Origin of the sequence: Arthrobacter sp. 147(2020) (assembly GCF_013116715.1) — a bacterium.
Lineage (GTDB): Bacteria > Actinomycetota > Actinomycetes > Actinomycetales > Micrococcaceae > Arthrobacter_D.
On record NZ_JABFOM010000010.1, the window covers coordinates 1 to 19,207 of the forward strand.

The following is a 19,207-nucleotide window of genomic DNA, read 5'->3' on the forward strand; positions in this document are numbered from 1 at the left end:
ACACTGCAACTCCCGATTCCTCAAGGTGTTGCAACGACCACTTGAATCCGCCGATCGTCTAGACAGTCCCACTGACGAGGCGCGTTGGGTGGGATGCAGCACGCGTGCTGGCGGCGTGTGAACTGCGATGGAAGTGGAGCGGACGACGGGATTCGAACCCGCGACATCCACCTTGGCAAGGTGGTGCTCTAGCCAGCTGAGCTACGTCCGCGAAAAAGCGGTACCCGGTGATTCCGGAGAATCACGGGAACCGCTTGGAGTGGGCGATACTGGGATCGAACCAGTGACCTCTTCCGTGTCAGGGAAGCGCGCTACCGCTGCGCCAATCGCCCATCGAAATGGGTGCAAGCTCCGTACTGGAGGTGGGGACGGGATTCGAACCCGCGTATACGGCTTTGCAGGCCGCTGCCTCGCCTCTCGGCCACCCCACCGTACCTAGTAAAACCAGGACCGTCGAAAGGTGCTCCGACAGTTACAGTGACTTGCGAGCGGACGACGGGATTCGAACCCGCGACATCCACCTTGGCAAGGTGGTGCTCTAGCCAGCTGAGCTACGTCCGCATGTTGATTGTTGATTCACAACCGCGTGAAAATCCGTGGATTTACAGGGTTATTCGTCGTTTTCCAACGAGTAAAAACTCTATAGGAGGAAATGGGGTTCGTCCAATCCGGGTCCGGCGACGCCGGAATGTGGCCAAATATAGATTGTCAGTATCCGGTGTCAGACTGGATGTATGACTCAACCGCTGCTGGCTCATTCGACTGAGCACGGACGCATGTATTCCCGTTCGACCACCGACCGTCCGATCGTCCCGTCGATCACCACGGTCATCTCGCAGGCCACCACCTCTCTCGACGGCTGGATCGGCTACATGGCTGCGAACGCCGTCGCGAACGACCCGCGGGTACCCGCAGCTCTCGGCAACCCCTCGCAGCTGCGCACCGTGGTCAAGGACGCCTCCGTCGCCGCGGAACGCTACCGGGATGAGGCCGCCGACCGGGGCACCCGGGTGCACTACTACTGCGAACAGGTTGCCCTTCGGGACCTGGAGAAGCCCCACGACGTCGACGGCGCCCGGGCGGCCCTCGCGGAAAACGGCGAGGAGGCCTTCGCTGCCCGCTTCGATGAATGGTGGACCCTGTACCAGGTGCGGCCCATCGCTGCCGAACTCACCGTCTGGAACCATGAGGTCGGCTACGCCGGCACCCTTGATCTGCTCGCCGAGATCGGTGGCAGGCTATGCCTGATCGACTTCAAGACGAAGAACACCGACCGAGACGGGCAGGTGAAGCCCCTCGACGACAAGGTGGTGATGCAGCTCGTCGCCGGTATGAAGGCCCAGGAGTCACTGGTCGACGGCGAAGCCGGTACCTGGGAACCGTGGAAGTATGACCACGAACTGATCCTGCTGGGCGTAGCCATCGGCAAGACCGAGGTGCGCGCCATGCGCGCCAACCCGGAGGTTCTCAAGGAGCACTGGTTCCGCTTCTGCGCGTTGCGCCGGTCGTGGGAGGCCGGCCTGGATGCCGCCGCCGCCGGGCGGGCACTGCTCCCCATCGGTCCACCACCCGTCACGGCCGGTGGCGCCGTCGCCAGCGGATCTGCCCGCTAGGAACTCCCCGACTGGGGGTGCGGCCGGATTCCCGCCTAGAATTGCATCGCATCACACCATCCCCAACGTTAGGACCACTCACAGCATGGCCGTCTTGAGCATTCGGATCATCGGTGACCCGGTATTGAGAACCCCAGCTGCCGAGGTCACCCAGTTCGGCCCCGAGCTGGCCCGGTTGGTCGCCGACATGGTTCAGACCATGGACGACGTGCATGGTGCAGGTCTCGCGGCGCCCCAGGTGGGTGTGAGCCTGCGCGTCTTCACCTTCAGGATCGGTGACGCTTCGGGCTACGTCGTGAACCCGGTACTTGAGGTGGGCACCGAACTTGTGCCCGAAGAACCGGAAGGGTGCCTGTCCATCCCGGGACTTGGGTACCCAGTGCCACGTGTGAGTTGGGCCAGGGTCACCGGCGTCGACCTCAACGGAGAGCCGGTCGAGTATGAGGGAACCGGGATGCTCGCCCGCTGCTTCCAGCACGAGACCGATCACCTGAACGGCTCGCTGTACATTGACCGCCTGGTGGGGGAGCACCGTAAGGCAGCCATGCGCGCGATCCGGAGCTCCACTTACTCATCGGTGGCGGACCAGACCGCCCGTGAACGGGCGGAAACCATCGGCTCAAGTTTCGGGCTCGGCGCTGCCTCAACCCGGCAGGACGGCCAGCCCAGCGGCCGCGGATCCAGACGATGAGGGTCCTCTTCGCTGGGACGCCGGGTGTCGCGGTTCCGTCTCTCGACGCGCTCGTCGATGCCGGGTTCGACGTCGTCGGGGTGCTGACGCGCGAGGACGCCCCGCTGGGGCGCAAACGCATCTTGACGCCCAGCCCCGTAGCGGCGCGGGCGGCAGACCTGGGGTTACCCGTCATCCGCGCCAACCGGATCGACGACGCAGTGACCGAGCAGATCTCCGCCCTGGATACCGACGTGGCGGCAATCGTCGCGTACGGCGGACTGGTCCCGCAGCCGGCGCTGGACGTCCCGGTCCACGGCTGGATCAACCTGCATTTCTCACTGCTGCCCGCCTGGCGCGGAGCGGCCCCCGTCCAGCACGCGGTCATGGCCGGTGACGAAATCACCGGAGCCTCCACCTTCCGCCTTGAGGCGGGCCTCGACACGGGCCCCGTCTTCGGAACGATGACCGAGGCGGTCCGCCCCAGCGATACCAGTGGTGAACTCCTGGAGCGGCTCGCCCACAGCGGCGCAGTGCTGCTGGTGCAGACCCTTTCAGCTGTGGCGACCGGTCGGGCCGACGCAGTCCCGCAGCAGGGAGAGGTGAGCCTGGCGCCCAAACTCACCATTGATGACGCCCGGGTGGATTGGACCCAGCCAGCACTGGCGGTGCGGCGCCGTATCAACGGGGTCACCCCAGAACCGGGGGCCTGGACCCAGTTCGGCGACCAGCGGGTCAAGATCGGCCCGGTGTCGCCGTGGACCCCCGATCCGGAGCTGCCCCCTGCGGCGGTGGTTGACCTCGCACCCGGTGAAGTGGCGATGGACGGGACCTCGGTCCTGGTGGGAACCGGATCCTCGGCGGTAGTCCTGGGCGAGGTCCAGCCGGCGGGCAAGAAAATGATGCGAGCACAGGACTGGGCGCGCGGCGCCCTACAACAAGGAGAGCTGGTTTTTTCGTGACGAGGCACATCCCGTGAGCAATCCCGGCCAAGGCAACCCTGCAGGACAAGGCAAGAATTCAGGACAAGGCAAGAATTCCGGGCACGGCAAAGCCGGCGGGCCCGAGCGGCGCCGGAATGCGGCCGGACGGGAACGCAACCGTCCCGAACCGCGCGGATTCTCGAGCGCTGCGCCCTCGGAACGGACACGACGCGCTGACCCGGCGCGGCTGGTCGCTTTCGAGGTACTGCGCGCCGTCGAGGCCGACGACGCCTACGCCAACCTTGTGCTTCCCGTCAGCATCCGCAAGCACCGCCTCGACAAGCGCGATGCGGGTTTCGCCACCGAACTGGCCTATGGGGCGCTCCGTGGCCAGGGAACCTACGACGCCATCCTGGCGAAGTGCGTCGACCGGCCGCTGGACAAGCTTGATCCAGCCATTCTCGACGCCCTGCGGATCGGCACCCACCAGCTCCTCGCCATGCGAGTACCCGCCCACGCAGCCCTGGATCAGACAGTCGGTCTGGCCAGGGCCGTGATCGGCGCTGGCCCCTCCGCACTCATCAATGCGGTCCTGCGACGGGTATCGGCCAAGTCCCTCGAGGAATGGGTCGCTGAACTGACCGCCGGGCTGACGGACGCCACGAAGATCAGCTCCCTCACCCACAGCCACCCCGAATGGATTGTCCGCGCGCTCCGCGGTGCCCTCGTCGACCATGGCAGGGACGTTTCTGAAATCGAGACGCTCCTCGCCGCCAACAACGCTGCGCCGGTGGTCAACCTGCTCGCTCTCCCCGGACTGGGAAGCCTTGACGAAGCGTTTGACGCCGGAGCCATACCGGGCGAGCTCGCCGAAGACTCAGCGCTCTTCTCGGCAGGCGATGTGGGCCGGCTTGAAAGCATCAGGGTCGGCACCACCCGGGTACAGGACGCCGGCTCCCAGCTGGTCGCCCGGGCACTGGCTGCCGTGGCCCTCGACGCCAGCGCCCCCGTCGGCGGGCAGCGCCACGAACAGTGGCTCGACCTCTGCGCCGGGCCCGGTGGAAAGGCAGCCCTGCTCGGCGCCCTCGCGCAACAGGGCGGTCACACCCTCGTGGCGAACGAACCAGCCGAGCACCGCGCCCAGCTGGTCCGCCAGGCCCTGCGGCCGCTCGATCCATCCACCTGGACCGTGCGGGTGGGGGACGGACGGACAGTCGCCGATGACTTCCCGGACACCTTTGACCGGATCCTCGTCGACGCACCCTGCACCGGACTGGGGGCCCTCCGCCGGCGGCCGGAAGCCCGCTGGCGGCGGAAGCCGTCCGATATCGGCGGACTGGGGGCATTGCAGCGTGATCTGCTCGCGGCGGCCCTCACCGCAGTCCGGCCCGGCGGCGTGGTGGCCTACGTGACCTGCTCACCGCACCCCGCCGAGACCTCGGCAGTGGTCCAGGATTGCCTTCGGCGGCGCGACGACGTCGAATTGATCGACGCGGGGGAGGCACTCGACGGGGTCAGCCTGACCGGCTCGCTGTCTGCCGGTCACGAGAAGACCGCCCAGCTGTGGCCCCACGTCCACGGCACCGACGCGATGTTCCTCGCGCTGATCCGCCGTACCGCCTAGAACCGAGTGCCCCTGCCGATCGGGGTAGGTTGTGGGAAGACCACCGACACATCCGCTTCAAGGAGTTCCATGACCGCCTGCTGCATCAACCCGAGCATCCTGTCCGCCGACTTCGCCAACCTGCAGAGTGAGTTGGGGCGCATCGCCTCAGCGGACGCCGTGCATGTGGACGTGATGGACAACAGCTTTGTCCCCAACCTGACGCTGGGCCTGCCGGTGGTCACACGGATCCAGGAGGTCAGCACTCTCCCGCTCGACGTGCACCTGATGATTGACGACGCCGACCGCTGGGCTCCCGGTTACGCCGAACTGGGTGCCGCTTCGGTGACCTTCCACGCCGAGGCTGCAGCCGCCCCAATCCGGCTCGCCCGCGAGTTGCGCAGCATCGGCTCGAAGGCCGGGCTGGCGCTGCGCCCAGCGACGCCCGTGGAGCCGTACCTGGACCTGCTGGGCGAGGTGGACATGCTGCTGATCATGACTGTCGAACCGGGCTTTGGTGGACAGTCCTTCCTGGATGTCATGCTTCCCAAGATCCGCCGGGCAGCCGAGGCGGTCCGAGGGGCCAACCTTCCGGTCGCCATCCAGGTGGATGGGGGTATCACCGAGGACACCATTCTTCGCGCGGCCGAGGCCGGTGCAACAGTATTCGTCGCAGGGTCAGCGATCTACGGGGCGGACAACCCGGACGAGGCCGTCTCGCGGCTCCGCGAAGCGGCGCAACGCGCCTCCGACGCGCGGTAGTTCCCGGCCGCTCCGGCAGCCCCCCTCGTTGAGGGGGCTGCCTCAGGCGGAAGCCTCGGGGTCGCTGATCGTGATCCTGATGGAGCGGGCGTCCACCGCCGCCTGCTGGAGGATGTCCAGGCGTGGATCGGGGACCACCAGGAACCTCAACTGCGGCAGGGACTGGAACCGGCGCAACACGGGGTTGGCCAACGTTTCAGCCGCGAGCGTGCGGTCGCCGCCGAGCTGCAGGCTTCCGGGCGGGTGCTCACCAAACAGCCGTGCGGCGTGGGTTGCTGCAGCGTCGGCAAGCCCCGACGCCTGATTGGCCCGCCGCCGCGCGAACCGCTGTTGCGACCAACCGCCGGCAGCGGTCCGTGACTGGACGTACTTGGTACCGGTCTTCGAGACGATCAGCTTCCCCGCTTCGGCAACACCGGCCGCGTAACCACCCCGCCGGACCAGGAGCAGGCCGATGGGGTCTTCACTGGTCGCGGAGGCAATCAGCCCCGCTACCGACAGATTGACGCCGGACCCGGGGGCGGGGGCCTCCCGGGGCGGGTACAGTTCGGCCACGCAGCCGTTCGCCCCACGCAGCACCATACCCCCACGAGACAGGGTCTCGGCGTCATGCCCGGACGTGGACACCAACCCGCCGTTGCCCGCCGCGAACCGGTCCACCCAGCCGGGCAGCCGCTCCGGAGACACCAGCACCGTACGGGGTGATCCCACGTCTGACTCCGATCCGGCGTGACGCCGTTCTTCAGCTGGCTGGCTGTGGCCAGCGGTTGGCTGACGGCCGGTATCCCCGGCGTCAGTGCTTCACAGTAGCCTTGGCAGTGTGAATGATCTATTCAGTGCCGCCTACGGGTCTGACGACGACGATGACGACGCACCCGTCAGGAGCGCGACCAGCGCCGAACGTCACCGCAGCCCCCTCGCCGTGAGGATGCGCCCACGCTCCATCGATGAGGTAGTGGGCCAGCAACACCTGCTCGGTCCCGGATCCCCGTTGCGGACCCTTGCCGGCGACGCCGACCGCACGGGACCGGTCGGCCCGTCCTCAGTCATCCTGTGGGGCCCGCCGGGCACCGGCAAAACCACCCTCGCCCACGTGATCGCGCGCGGCCGCGGCAGGTCATTCGTCGAGCTGTCGGCCATCACCGCCGGGGTGAAGGATGTGCGCCGGGTGATGGATGAGGCGCTCACCGCCCGCGACCTGCACCGCACCACCACCGTCCTGTTCCTGGATGAGATCCACCGGTTCAACAAGGCGCAGCAGGACGCGTTGCTTCCTGGCGTCGAGAACCGCTGGGTGGTCCTGATTGCGGCCACCACCGAGAACCCCTCCTTCTCGGTGGTTTCCCCGCTGCTGTCCCGGTCCCTGCTCCAGACGCTCAAGCCCCTAACCGAGGCCGACATCGCCGACCTCCTGGGCCGCGCCGTTGAGGACCCCCGAGGACTCGACGGTTCGGTCAGGGTCAGCGACGGAGCGATGGAGCATTTGGTCCGACTGGCCGCTGGCGATGCCCGCCGGGGGCTGACCGCTCTGGAAGCCGCGGCAGGGGTCGCGCATTCGGCGTCGGAGGATCCGGCGGAACCAGTCATCGTGGAGCTGGAGCATGCGGAAAAGGCAGTCGATGTGGCAGCCCTGCGCTACGACCGCGCCGGGGACCAGCACTACGATGTGGCCAGCGCGTTCATCAAATCACTCAGGGGCTCCGACGTCGACGCTGCCCTCCACTACCTGGCCAAGATGCTGGAGGCGGGGGAGGACCCCCGCTTCGTCGCCCGGCGGCTGATGATCTCCGCGGCCGAGGACGTCGGCATGGCGGACCCTACGGCCCTGCAAACCGCGGTGGCGGCAGCCCAAGCGGTGGCGCTGATCGGGATGCCCGAGGGCAGGATCATCCTCGCCGAAGCGGTGGTGCACATCGCGACCGCGCCGAAATCCAATGCGTCCTACAACGGGATCAACGCAGCAGTGGCAGATGTCAGGGCCGGGCGCGGGCAGGGAATCCCCTCGCACCTGAGGGACGCCCACTATCCTGGCGCCAAACAGCTGGGGCATGGCAGCGGCTACGTCTACTCCCACGACGAGCCTCATGGCATCGCCGCCCAGCAGTATGCTCCCGATGACCTGGCGGGCCACGACTACTACCATCCCACCGACCGCGGCGCGGAGCGGGATATCGGTTCCCGGCTGGCAAGGCTTCGCCGCATCATCCGCGGCAAGTGACGGGCAGCCGTGGCGATTCAGCGGCCGGCCCGGCGCACTGCTAGGATTGACGGTTGACTGGCAAGTCGCGTTCTGCGCAACCCACCATTGAAGGTTTGATTCAATCAAGCGTGATCCGTTTCGGCGGATCCCTTCCGTGCAGGTTACGCAAACTGCGAACTGTAGTACCGGGAAGCGGCCACTCCCGGCTCTCCGCAAGTGGAGGCCAGCGACACTGAAAGTGCCAGCCGTCCAGTCGGGTGAGACCGACTGAACGACGGCTGAGCTGCTTTGCCGCAAAAATAATGGAAGGTATTCGTGGCTAACAACACACGTGCCCGCCGTAAGGTTCGCATTTCGCGTGCCCTCGGCATTGCTCTGACCCCCAAGGCTGAAAAGTATCTGGAACGCCGGCCGTACGCGCCCGGCCAGCATGGACGCGCCCGTCGCAAGCAGGACAGCGACTACGCTGTACGGTTGCGCGAAAAGCAGCGTCTGCGCGCCCAGTACGGCATCCGCGAAGCCCAGATGACCCGGGTCTTCGAAGAAGCCCGCCGCACCAAGGGGCTGACCGGTGAGAACCTGATCGAACTGCTCGAAATGCGTCTCGATGCCCTGGTGCTCCGCGCCGGCTTCGCCCGCACCAGCGCGCAGGCCCGTCAACTGGTTGTTCACCGTCACATCATGGTCGACGGTTCACGCGTTGACCGCCCGTCCTACCGCGTCGCCGAAGGACAGCTCATTCACGTACACCCACGCAGCGAGGTCCTCGACCCGCTGCAGGTTGCCGCCGCAGGCGCGCACCGCGATGTGCTGCCCGCAGTTCCCGGCTACCTGGAGGTCCAGCTGGACAAGCTCCAGGCTCGCCTGGTTCGCCGCCCCAAGCGCTCAGAGGTCCCCGTGACCTGTGAAGAGCAGCTCGTGGTGGAATACTACGCACGCTAGTTCCTTAGCTATTCCAGCAAGGACCTGAGCTCAAAGGCCCGCGGCACACGCCGCGGGCCTTTGAGTAGGTAAGGTACATAGGTAAGTTATTGCCGCCGGGCTGTCGAAGCCCAGGCGGCCTACCTGATTCTAAAGGAGACACGATCCATGTCTGGTGGAGATATCGCCGGTCTCATCGCGGCTGGAGTATTCGCCGTGCTGGTGGCATTGCTGGCTGTGCCGGTGTGGAAGCTCGGGAAAGTGTTCGATGAGCTTCGGACCACGATCCGGAGTGTGAGCAACGAAACCACGCCCCTGATCGAAGAAGTGACCAGCACGGTCACCACCACCCATCAGCAGCTGAAGAACGTCGACGGAATCACATCCAACGTCTCCGACGCGACAGCGAATCTCTCCGCCCTGTCGTCACTGGTTGCGGCAACGGTCGGCGCCCCGCTGATCAAGGTCGCCGCCTTCTCCTATGGTGTCCGTTCTGCCCTGGCATCACGCGGCAAGCCCGCGCCCCGCCGCCGAAGCCGCTGAGAAAACGATGAGGAAGTCAATGATCATGCGAGTCATCTGGATGGGTGCCGGCGTCGCGATCGGCGTCATCGCCGTCCGTAAGCTGTCCTCTGTCGCCGACAGCTACGGGCCAGCTGGCCTGAACCGGGCCATGGGCGAGGTCTCCGACAGCGTCGCCAGCTTTGCTGATGCCCTGCGGTCGGGGATGCAGGAGCGTGAGTCGGACCTCCGTGCCGCCCTCGGCATCAACCCCGCCGACGTCGCCCCGGAACGTCCCGGCCAGTAAGTTCGGCCGCGCCCGCCACAGGGCACCCCCGGAGAAGGCCGCCGACCCAGGTCACTGACCGGTCCGTCGTGCCACCCGACGAGGCACCCCGAGGAACCGGCATCCCGGGAACAAGGCTCCCTGGATCCCGCGCCCCAGAAAAGACCAAAAGGACTGATACTTTCCATGAAATCCCATGAGATTGCCCGCCGCTGGCTCGCGTACTTCGAAGGCAAGGGACACACGGTGGTGCCGTCGGCGTCGCTGGTGTCGACCGACCCGTCCCTGCTGTTCAACATTGCGGGAATGGTCCCCTTCATCCCCTACCTGACGGCGCGTGAAAAGGCGCCCTTCGACCGTGCCACCAGCATCCAGAAGTGCATCAGGACCGGCGACATCGAGGAGGTGGGCAAGACCGCCCGCCACGGGACGTTCTTCCAGATGTGCGGCAACTTCTCCTTCGGCGACTATTTCAAGGAAGGCGCCATCACGATGGCGTGGGAACTGTTGACCTCCCCGCTCGACGATGGCGGCTATGGTCTTGACCCCGACCGCCTCTGGGTCACCGTGTACAAGGACGACGACGAAGCTCTGGCCATCTGGCGGGACCAGGTTGGCGTCCCTGCAGAACGGATCCAGAAGCTCGGCGAGGCAGAGAACTACTGGAGCACCGGCCAGCCCGGACCCGGCGGTCCCTGCTCGGAAATCTTTTACGACCGGGGGCCCGAGTACGGCATCGCCGGCGGCCCGGCAACTGACTCACCGCGGTACATCGAAATCTGGAACCTCGTGTTCATGCAGTACCAGCTCTTCGCCGTGCGCAGCAAAGAGGACTTCGACATCGCCGGCGAATTGCCCGCAAAGAACATCGACACCGGTCTGGGACTGGAGCGCCTCGCGCTGGTCCTGCAGGGTGTCGAGAACATGTACGAGACCGACCAGGTCCGTCCCGTCCTGGACCGGGCGGCTGAACTCTCCGGCAAAACCTACACCAGCGCCGAGTCCGACACCGATCCGCACCACACCGACGACGTCCGGATGCGGGTTGTCGCCGACCACATCCGCTCCGCCCTGATGCTCATCTCCGACGGCGTCACCCCCTCCAACGAGGGCCGCGGCTACGTGCTCCGCCGGCTGATCCGCCGCGCCGTCCGTGCCATGCGGCTGCTCGGCGTCGAACGTGCCTGCCTGCCCGAACTCCTCCCCGCCTCCCGCGACGCCATGAAGGGCACCTACCCGGAGGTCGAGAACGACTTCGAGCGGATCAGCCGGATCGCCTACGCCGAAGAACGCGCTTTCCTACGCACCATCGCCTCCGGAACCGCCCGGCTCGAAGGCGCAGTCGAGGAGTCCAAGGCTGCAGGCCGGCCGCTCTCCGGTGAGGACGCGTTCGCCCTGCACGACACCTTCGGTTTCCCCATCGATCTGACCCTCGAAATGGCAGCAGAGGCAGGACTCGCAGTCGACGCCGACGGATTCCGTGCGCTGATGCTCGAGCAGCGGCAGCGCGCCCAGGCGGACGCCCGCGGGAAGAAAGCCGGCCAGGCCGACCTGTCGGTCTTCACCGAACTGCTGGCAGCCGGCCAGACAGTGTTCACCGGGTATGACGAGCTCACCACCGAATCGCTGATCACGGGCATCGTCAGTGACGGGGTTGCCGTGCCCGCCGCCAGCCAGGGAGCCGAGATCGACCTGATCCTGGACCAGACGCCGTTCTATGCGGAGGCCGGTGGCCAGGCCGCCGACGTCGGACTCATCACCGGCAACGGTTTCGTGGTCGAGGTCCTCGACGTCCAGCGCCCGGTCAAGGGCCTGAGCGTCCACCGTGCGGTCGTCCGGGAGGGCGAAGTCTCGGTCGGCGCCCCCGTGGTGGCGGCAGTCGACCGGCAGCGCCGGCACGCGGGGGAGCAGGCCCACTCGGGCACCCACATTGTGCATGCAGCACTGCACCAGATCCTCGGCCCAGAAGCCCTGCAGCGCGGCTCCTTCAACAAGGCAGGCTATCTGCGGTTCGACTTCTCCTGGGGCGAGGGCATCAGCGCCGCCGCCAAGTCGGAGATCGAAGAGGTTTCCAACATCGCGATCCGCAACAACCACACCGTCGAGACCAAGCTGATGAAGCTTGATGAGGCCAAAGCTCTCGGCGCGACCGCACTGTTCGGTGAAGCCTATGGCGACACCGTCCGGGTGGTCGAGATCGACGGGGACTGGTCACGGGAACTTTGTGGTGGCACCCACGTCGGGTCCACCTCGCTGATCGGGTCGCTCACGCTGCTCGGCGAACAGTCGGTCGGATCAGGCAACCGCCGGGTCGAGGCTCTGGTCGGTATGGATGCTTTCCGCCATTTGGCTGCCGAGCGCGCCCTGGTCACCGAGCTCTCCGAGATGCTCAAGGTGCCGTCGGTCCAGCTGCCCGAACGGCTCTCCGCCACCCTCGCGAAGCTCAAGACGGCCGAGAAGGAACTCGAACGGCTGCGCAAGGAGGCCCTCAGCGCCTCAGCGGCTGCCCTCGTCGGCAGCGCTGTCGACGTCGACGGCGTCCGTCTCCTCGCGCACGACGCCGGAACCATCGGAGGAGCCGATGACCTGCGGACCCTCGCGCTCGATCTCCGGAACCGGCTCGGGTCCGGTGCAGCAGTCGTCGCGACCGCAGGGGTGAGCAACGACCGTCCGCTGGTCCTGGTCGCCACCAACGAGGAGGCACGCGCCGCTGGCGTGAAGGCCGGAGCACTGGTCCGCGTCGCCGCCGGGATTCTCGGTGGCGGAGGCGGCGGCAAGGACGACGTCGCGCAGGGCGGCGGGTCCGATCCCGCCAAGGTGGCATCAGCCCTGACCGCGATCCGTGAAGCCGTCGCGGCCCGCTGAGCCAGCAGCCAAAGCGATGAGCGGGCACCGACGATGAGTGGGCACGGCACCGGCGGCGACTATCCGCGGGGCGTCAAGATCGGTGTTGACGTCGGGATGGTGCGGGTGGGGGTGGCGAGCAGCGACAGCGATTCGCTGCTCGCCACGCCGGTGAGGACCCTGAAACGGGATCTGAAGAAGAAGTCGGACCTGTTCATACTGATCCGGGAGATCATCGAGCGGGATGCCGTCCAGGTGTTTGTCGGGCTGCCGCGAAACCTCAGTGGTACCGAGTCGGCGTCGGCCGAGATGGCGCGCGGGTACGCCCAGGAGCTGGCCAACGCCATCGGCCGGGCCGGCCTGACAGCCAGTGTCCGGCTGATCGATGAACGGTTGAGCACCGTTTCGGCGCACCGGTCGCTCCGGCAAGCTGGCTTGAATACCCGCAACCACCGTAAGGTGGTAGATCAGGTGGCGGCTGTGGAAATTCTCCAGCACGCCATGGATATGCAAAGGTCACAAATGCGGGATGTGGGGGATCTGGTCGACGCACGTCGGCGAAACCATCCACAAGGGGATCCGCTGACCCCTACCAAGGAGCCAGTCATTACGGAGAACACCCGCGAAAGGAACCCGGAACTGTGAGCCACCACCACCCCCAGTTCCCGGCCGCCGACAGCGAGCCCGAGCGCCACGCCAACGACGGCGGGCATGACGACGCATACGACCACCACGACGAGCCCGTCGAACAGGTGGACCAGTTCTTCGAAGCCCCCACGGGCCACCATCGCCACCGGGCTGCCAAAGCCAAGCAGCGCCGACGTCGCCGCCGCACGGTGGTCATGCTGGTGGTCGTCCTCGGCTTCATCGGCGTGGTCGTCGCGGTCTCCCTGATGCTGCGCGACCTCCTGGGGCTAGACGACATCACCGACTATGCCGGACCCGGTGAAGGCAGCGTTGTCTTCACGGTCCCCGACGGCGCTGGCCCCCTCGCCATCGGCACGGGCCTTGAGGCCCAGGACATCGTCGCGGACGGGTCCGAGTTCGTTGCCGCCCTCCAGCAGGTGGCGGACGGGCGCGAGGTCCAGCCCGGCGAATACGAGTTGAGCTACCAGATGTCCTCCGAGGGCGCCGCGCTGGCCCTGCTCGACGTCGAAGCGAACCAGGTGCTCTACGCGGCCGTCGCGCAGGGTCTCCGACAGGGTGAGACTCTCGACATCCTCGCCGAATCGACAGGTGTCCCGCGGGAGGCCTTCGAGGAGCTGGCAGCAGACCCCACGCAGTTTGGTATCCCCGAGGTTGCTCCGAGCCTGGAAGGGTACCTGGCGCCGGGAGAATACCGGTTCGACATCGGCACCACTGCGGCGGAAATGATCCAGATCATGGTCGATAACAGCTTTGCCTTGCTCGAGGAAGCGGGCGTCACTGACCCGGCCGAGCAGTTCCGGATCCTCACCATCGCCAGCATTATCGAAGCCGAAGCCGGGGAAGCCGACTACGCAGCAGTGTCCGGATCGATCGAAAACCGCCTCCGGGAAGACAACACGGAAACCAACGGGCTGATCCAGTCCGATGCGACTGTCACCTACGGGCTGGACCGGCGGAGCTTCGACTTCACCGAAGAGGAACGCCAGGACGATTCCAACCCCTACAACACGTTCGCCAACCCGGGACTACCCATCGGACCCATCGGATCGCCCGGTGCGGAAGCCATTGATGCGGCAGTCAACCCCGCCGACGTCCCGTTCTACTACTGGGTGACCGTCGACCTGGACACCGGCGAGACCAAGTTCTCCGAGACCCTCGCCGAACACGCCGTCTACGTTGCCGAGTACCAGGCCTGGTGTGCCGACAACCCTGGCAGGTGCAGCTAGGTGACCCCGACGGCGCACTCCGCCGCCGGACCAGCCGCCCGCCCGCACAGTCTGCGGGCCGCAGTGATCGGATCACCGATTGGGCACTCCAGGTCACCAGCCCTGCACCGGGCCGCCTATGACCTGTTGGGCTTCGACTGCAGCTATGAGGCGGTCGACGTGACGCCGGAGGATCTCCCGGCATTTGTCGCCGGTGTCCGCAGTTCCGGAAACTGGCGGGGACTGTCGGTCACCATGCCCCACAAGACCGCGATGGTGGATCTGGTGGATTCAGTGACTTCCCTGGCGGGCGTGTTGGGAGTGCTGAACACGGTGACAGTTGACGCTTCGGGACCGGAGGCGGTCCTGACCGGGCATAACACTGACGTCGCGGGGATTGTTGGCGCCCTCCGGCACGGTGGGGTGCTCGAAGCACCCCGGTCAGCGGTGATCCTCGGTGGCGGCGGCACCGCTGCGGCGTCGCTGGCGGCCCTGCAGTTGCTCGGCGCCACCGGGGTCACAGTGTTCGTCAGGTCGCTCGGGCGGGCTGCTCCGCTGAGCGTCCTCGGCGAAACCCTGGGTCTTCAGGTGCAGCTGCGCGAATGGGACGGGGCTGCCGCAGGACTCCTGGCCGCCGACGTCGTCATCTCCACCCTGCCCCCGGGTGGCGCCGACGCGCTGGCTGGCAGTCTGGTCAACCTGCCCGTCCCCCGGGAGCACCACCCCCAGCCGGTCCTCCTGGACGTCGCCTACGACCCCTGGCCGAGCCCCCTTGCTGCGGCCTGGGAGGCTCGTGATGGTGCGATCGTGCCCGGACTGGAGATGCTGATCTACCAGGCGGTGGAGCAGGTCAGACTGTTCACGGGATCCGACTTTCGCGATCCAGCGCTGGTGTTAAAAGTCATGTGTGACGCAGTCGGAGCCCCCGCTCGCTGAAACAGCCACGTCACCGTGGCAGGATTGGAAGCATGTTGCGTTGGTTAACTGCCGGAGAATCCCACGGACCGGCACTGGTGGGAATTATTGAAGGAATGCCTGCAGGCGTGGAGATCACGAGCAGTGACATTCAAGCTGCGCTGGCGCGCAGGCGGCTTGGCTACGGCCGCGGCGCCAGGATGAAGTTTGAACAGGACCAGGTGAGCATCATCGGCGGCGTGCGCCATGGGCTCACCCAGGGTGGGCCAGTGGCCATCCAGGTGGGGAACACAGAGTGGCCCAAGTGGGACCAGATCATGTCCGCCGATCCGGTGGACGCAGGCGAACTCGCGGAGCTGGCCCGGAACGCGCCGCTCACCCGCCCCCGCCCCGGCCACGCCGACTTCACCGGAATGCAGAAGTACGGGTTCGACGAGGCGCGGCCCGTGCTCGAACGGGCCAGCGCCCGGGAGACAGCAGCCAGGGTCGCGCTCGGCGAGGTGGCCTCGCGCTTCCTGTCCGCGCTCGGAATCAGCCTGGTCAGCCACACGGTGGCGATCGCCTCGGTGGCCGTTCCCGAAGGCTCGCCTCTGCCCATCCCCTCCGACGTGATCGCCCTGGACCTGGATCCGCTGCGGTGCTTCGATCATGAGACCTCCCTGGCCATGGTGTCCGAGGTCGACGCCGCCCATAAGGAAGGCGAAACCCTGGGTGGCGTTGTCGAGGTGGTTGTCTACGGGCTGCCTCCGGGACTTGGCAGCTACGTGCACTGGGACCGGCGGCTCGACTCCCGGCTGGCGGCGGCGCTGATGGGCATCCAGGCGATCAAGGGTGTCGAGGTCGGCGACGGGTTCCTCACCGCGTCCCGGCGCGGGTCACGTGCCCACGACGAGATCGTCCGCGGTGACTCCGGCATGATCGAACGCGCCAGCAACCGTGCGGGCGGAATCGAGGGCGGCATGAGCATCGGTGACACCCTGCGGGTCAGGGCGGCCATGAAACCGATCGCCACCGTGCCGCGCGCCCTGCGCACCATCGACGTCAGCACCGGCGACGCCGCCCGCGCGCACCACCAGCGGTCAGACGTCTGCGCCGTGCCCGCCGCCGGCGTCGTCGCCGAAGCCATGGTGGCCCTGGTGATCGCCGAAGCAGTCACCGAAAAATTTGGTGGGGACTCGGTCGAGGAGACCGCCCGTAACCTCCAGTCGTACCTGGCGGCCATTCCCACCGCACTGAACTCGGCCGGGAACTAATGGAGCCACCAGTCCGGGGGCCGGTGGCCTTCATCGGGCTGATGGCGACCGGCAAGTCAGTGGTGGGTGCCCAGCTGGCGTCCCGCCTGGGCTGGTCGTTCATCGACACTGACCAGTTGATCGTCGCCCGTCACGGACGGATCAGCAGGATCTTCAGCCAGCAGGGTGAGCAGGCGTTCCGGCGGCTCGAGGCCAGGGTGGTCGCCGAGGTACTCGCGGAGGCCTCCGCTGAAACGGTGGTCTCCCTCGGCGGTGGCGCGGTCCTGGACGAAGGCACCCAGGCGCTGCTCGCTGGCGCACGGGTGGTTTTCCTCGACGCGGACCTGGCCACCGTCCGTCGCCGGATCACCCGGGACAGGAGCCGGCCCCTCCTTGCCGGCGACCCGGTCGAGGCGTGGACCCGGATGGACCGTGAGCGTCGACCGGTGTACGAACGCCTGGCCGACATCGTCCTGGACACCCGCGGCCACAGCATCGACCAGCTCGTCACCGAGCTCAGCACACAACTTCAGAATCCACACGACAAGCTTCACAACCGCAAGCTTCACAACCGCAAGCTTCACAACAGCGAGCTTTACAACAATGAGGGGGACAGTCATGGCGAATGAGCCGACCGTCATCAAGGTCACCGGGACCACCACCGCCGAGAACTACGACGTCGTCATTGGACACGGACTGCTGGAGCGGCTTCCAGCAGTGCTGGGTGAACGGGTTCGCCGGGTCCTGGTGATCCACCCCAGGGCGCTGCGCAGCACCGGCGACACCGTCAGGGCCGAACTTGCCGATGCCGGGTTCACCGCAGTGACCGCCGAGATCCCCGACGCCGAAGAAGGCAAGCACATTCAGGTGGCTGCCTTCTGCTGGCAGGTACTCGGCCAGAACGACTTCACCCGCTCCGACGCGGTAGTGGCAGTCGGTGGCGGCGCGGTTACTGACCTCGCCGGTTTTGTCGCCGCAACCTGGTTGCGCGGCGTCAAGGTGGTCCACCTGCCGACCAGCCTCCTCGGCATGGTCGACGCCGCCGTGGGCGGGAAAACCGGGATCAACACTGCCGAGGGCAAGAACCTGGTGGGGGCGTTCCACCCGCCCGCCGCCGTCCTAGCGGACCTCGACACGCTGCAGACCCTGCCGCGCAACGAACTTCTCACCGGCATGGCCGAGGTGGTGAAGTGCGGTTTCATCGCCGACCCGAAGATTCTCGACCTGATCGAAGCCGACCCGGCAGCGGTGTCCGACGGCGGATCCGCAACGGTCCGCGAGCTGATCGAACGGTCGGTCGCGGTGAAGGCCGACTTCGTCTCCGGGGACCTGAAAGACCACGGCCGACGCGAGTACCTCAACTACGGGCACACCCTCGGGCATTCAATCGAACTGGCCGAACGGTACTCCTGGCGGCACGGCGCCGCCGTCTCGGTGGGTCTGGTGTTCGCCGCTGAGCTCTCCCGTATGGTCGGCCGGCTCGGCGACGAGGCAGCTGACCGTCACCGCAGCGTCCTGGAGTCTTTGGAGCTTCCGGTCACCTACCGCAAGGACCGCTGGGCTGCCCTGCTCGACGGTATGCGCCGGGACAAGAAGTCGCGCGGGGACCTCCTGCGGTTCGTCGTGCTCGACGACGTCGCGCGGCCCAGCATGCTGGAGGTGCCGGACACGTCGCTCCTGTTCGCGGCCTACCAGGAGATTGCTTCCTAACCAGCCGTCGCGGCACCGCCGCAGCCGCGGGCTGTCCCACAAGGTAGAATGAGCTCTGGACTTTTCCCACCCCACTGCATGTGGCCCCGGATCCTTACTGCCCGGGGAACGATGTGTTCGAACGAAAGAGACCCTGTGGCTACCACAAACGACATCAAAAACGGCACGGTGCTGAAGCTTGAAGGCAACCTGTGGAACGTTCTCGAGTTCCAGCACGTCAAGCCCGGCAAGGGCGGCGCCTTCGTCCGCACCAAGCTGCGCAACATCCTCTCGGGCAAGGTGGTCGACAAGACCTTCAACGCCGGCCTGAAGATCGAGACCGCCACAGTGGACCGCCGCGACTACCAGTACCTGTACAAGGACGGCGAGGACTTCGTGTTCATGGACACGTCGGACTACGACCAGCTCACCGTGCCCGGAAAGACCGTCGGCCAGGCCGAAAACTTCATGCTCGAGAGCCTCATGGTCACCATCGCCATGCATGAGGGATCAGCCCTTTACGTCGAACTGCCGCCGTCGGTGGTCCTTGAGGTCACCTACACGGAGCCGGGCCTGCAGGGCGACCGCTCCACCGGTGGCACCAAGCCAGCCACAGTCGAAACCGGCTACGACATCCAGGTTCCCCTGTTCCTGGAGACCGGCACCAAGGTCAAGGTCGACACCCGCACCGGAGACTACCTGGGACGCGTCAACGAGTGAGTGCCCGCAGTAAAGCCCGCCGCAGGGCACTCGATATCCTTTTCGAAGCTGAACAGCGTGCCGTTTCACCCCTCGAAGCCTTGAAGGCCCGACGGGAAAAGACCGACACGATCGTGGCCCCCTACTCGGTGGATATCATCGAGGGAGTCATGACCCAGGGCGAGCAGATCGATGAGTTTCTCGGTACCTACTCGCAGGGCTGGACTCTTGACCGGATGCCGGCAGTGGATCGGATGATCCTCCGTATCGGTGCCTGGGAACTGCTCTACAACTCTGACGTGCCCGACGGCGTCGCGGTCAGCGAGGCTGTGGAACTGGCGAAAATGCTCTCCACCGACGAGTCGCCGGCCTTCATCAATGGCCTCCTCGGTCGCCTTCAGCAACTGAAGCCAACGCTCCTCGCCTAGACGCGTCCCTGCCTGTTTTCCGCTCCCTGCCAGGCGGGTTTCGGCATGGCCCTGCCCGGCAATGAGTA

Annotated in this window: 19 protein-coding genes and 4 tRNA genes; 18 read left to right on the plus strand and 5 right to left on the minus strand. The window is 66.5% G+C overall.

Annotated elements, in window-relative coordinates:
- Positions 1-134: 134 nt before the first annotated feature.
- From HMI58_RS08910 to HMI58_RS08925, 4 genes are all read right to left on the minus strand, one after another.
- Positions 135-211 (minus strand) — tRNA-Gly (locus tag HMI58_RS08910).
- Between the two features lie 49 nt (positions 212-260).
- A tRNA-Val gene (locus tag HMI58_RS08915) sits at positions 261-332 on the minus strand.
- 25 nt (positions 333-357) lie between these two features.
- Positions 358-431: transfer RNA gene (locus tag HMI58_RS08920), tRNA-Cys, on the minus strand.
- Positions 432-487: 56 nt separating this feature from the next.
- Positions 488-561 (minus strand) — tRNA-Gly (locus tag HMI58_RS08925).
- Between the two features lie 173 nt (positions 562-734).
- On the opposite strand from HMI58_RS08925, the gene HMI58_RS08930 reads away from it, so the two are divergent.
- The 5 genes from HMI58_RS08930 (at position 735) to rpe (ending at position 5,571) form a co-directional block, all read left to right on the plus strand.
- The gene (locus tag HMI58_RS08930) at positions 735-1,613 is read left to right on the plus strand and encodes a cytochrome (protein ID WP_171587107.1); all 879 of its coding nucleotides are present in this window, start codon (positions 735-737) and stop codon (positions 1,611-1,613) included.
- A gap of 85 nt (positions 1,614-1,698) precedes the next feature.
- Entirely contained in the window at positions 1,699-2,304 is a 606-nt protein-coding gene (gene def / locus HMI58_RS08935) for a peptide deformylase (protein WP_216607627.1), read from the plus strand.
- Positions 2,301-3,245: a methionyl-tRNA formyltransferase gene (gene fmt / locus HMI58_RS08940; protein ID WP_171619139.1), complete on the plus strand. Its 945-nt coding sequence runs from the start codon at positions 2,301-2,303 to the stop codon at positions 3,243-3,245. The genes def and fmt overlap by 4 nt, the downstream gene beginning before the upstream one ends.
- Positions 3,246-3,258: 13 nt before the next feature.
- On the plus strand, positions 3,259-4,830 hold the full coding sequence (locus HMI58_RS08945; RefSeq protein ID WP_171619141.1) for a transcription antitermination factor NusB: 1,572 nt from the start codon (positions 3,259-3,261) through the stop codon (positions 4,828-4,830).
- Positions 4,831-4,899: 69 nt separating this feature from the next.
- Positions 4,900-5,571: a ribulose-phosphate 3-epimerase gene (gene rpe / locus HMI58_RS08950; RefSeq protein WP_171619143.1), complete on the plus strand. Its 672-nt coding sequence runs from the start codon at positions 4,900-4,902 to the stop codon at positions 5,569-5,571.
- 42 nt (positions 5,572-5,613) lie between these two features.
- Here the strand turns inward: rpe and HMI58_RS08955 are convergent, their stop codons facing one another.
- Positions 5,614-6,282, minus strand: coding sequence for an acVLRF1 family peptidyl-tRNA hydrolase (locus tag HMI58_RS08955; RefSeq protein ID WP_171619145.1), 669 nt, complete (start codon positions 6,280-6,282; stop codon positions 5,614-5,616).
- 109 nt (positions 6,283-6,391) lie between these two features.
- Here HMI58_RS08955 and HMI58_RS08960 point away from each other — a divergent pair, with 109 nt between their 5' ends.
- From HMI58_RS08960 to nusB, 13 genes are all read left to right on the plus strand, one after another.
- Positions 6,392-7,789, plus strand: a complete 1,398-nt coding sequence (locus HMI58_RS08960; RefSeq protein WP_171619147.1) for a replication-associated recombination protein A — start codon at positions 6,392-6,394, stop codon at positions 7,787-7,789.
- Positions 7,790-8,086: 297 nt separating this feature from the next.
- Positions 8,087-8,713 carry a 30S ribosomal protein S4 gene (gene rpsD, locus HMI58_RS08965; protein ID WP_019482828.1) on the plus strand — a complete coding sequence of 209 codons (627 nt, stop codon included), beginning with the start codon at positions 8,087-8,089 and terminating at the stop codon, positions 8,711-8,713.
- A gap of 147 nt (positions 8,714-8,860) precedes the next feature.
- The gene (locus tag HMI58_RS08970) at positions 8,861-9,235 is read left to right on the plus strand and encodes a DUF948 domain-containing protein (RefSeq protein ID WP_171587114.1); all 375 of its coding nucleotides are present in this window, start codon (positions 8,861-8,863) and stop codon (positions 9,233-9,235) included.
- A gap of 19 nt (positions 9,236-9,254) precedes the next feature.
- Positions 9,255-9,500, plus strand: coding sequence for a DUF6167 family protein (locus HMI58_RS08975; RefSeq protein ID WP_171587115.1), 246 nt, complete (start codon positions 9,255-9,257; stop codon positions 9,498-9,500).
- 165 nt (positions 9,501-9,665) lie between these two features.
- Positions 9,666-12,344: an alanine--tRNA ligase gene (gene alaS / locus HMI58_RS08980; RefSeq protein WP_171619149.1), complete on the plus strand. Its 2,679-nt coding sequence runs from the start codon at positions 9,666-9,668 to the stop codon at positions 12,342-12,344.
- Positions 12,345-12,377: 33 nt separating this feature from the next.
- A complete protein-coding gene (ruvX, locus tag HMI58_RS08985; RefSeq protein ID WP_171619151.1) occupies positions 12,378-12,968 on the plus strand; it encodes a Holliday junction resolvase RuvX in 591 nt (196 codons plus the stop codon).
- A complete protein-coding gene (gene mltG, locus HMI58_RS08990; RefSeq protein ID WP_171619153.1) occupies positions 12,965-14,197 on the plus strand; it encodes an endolytic transglycosylase MltG in 1,233 nt (410 codons plus the stop codon). Before ruvX ends, mltG begins: the two co-directional genes overlap by 4 nt.
- Positions 14,198-15,112, plus strand: coding sequence for a shikimate dehydrogenase (locus HMI58_RS08995; protein ID WP_171619155.1), 915 nt, complete (start codon positions 14,198-14,200; stop codon positions 15,110-15,112).
- A 32-nt stretch (positions 15,113-15,144) separates the two neighbouring features.
- Positions 15,145-16,344 (plus strand): chorismate synthase, encoded by a 1,200-nt coding sequence (gene aroC / locus HMI58_RS09000; protein WP_171619157.1) that lies wholly within the window; start codon positions 15,145-15,147, stop codon positions 16,342-16,344.
- Positions 16,344-16,952, plus strand: a complete 609-nt coding sequence (locus tag HMI58_RS09005; protein WP_171619159.1) for a shikimate kinase — start codon at positions 16,344-16,346, stop codon at positions 16,950-16,952. The genes aroC and HMI58_RS09005 overlap by 1 nt, the downstream gene beginning before the upstream one ends.
- Positions 16,942-18,033: a 3-dehydroquinate synthase gene (gene aroB / locus HMI58_RS09010; protein ID WP_171587122.1), complete on the plus strand. Its 1,092-nt coding sequence runs from the start codon at positions 16,942-16,944 to the stop codon at positions 18,031-18,033. The genes HMI58_RS09005 and aroB overlap by 11 nt, the downstream gene beginning before the upstream one ends.
- A 135-nt stretch (positions 18,034-18,168) precedes the next feature.
- On the plus strand, positions 18,169-18,732 hold the full coding sequence (efp, locus tag HMI58_RS09015) for an elongation factor P (RefSeq protein WP_019482818.1): 564 nt from the start codon (positions 18,169-18,171) through the stop codon (positions 18,730-18,732).
- Entirely contained in the window at positions 18,729-19,139 is a 411-nt protein-coding gene (nusB, locus tag HMI58_RS09020) for a transcription antitermination factor NusB (protein ID WP_171587123.1), read from the plus strand. Before efp ends, nusB begins: the two co-directional genes overlap by 4 nt.
- Positions 19,140-19,207: the final 68 nt, after the last annotated feature.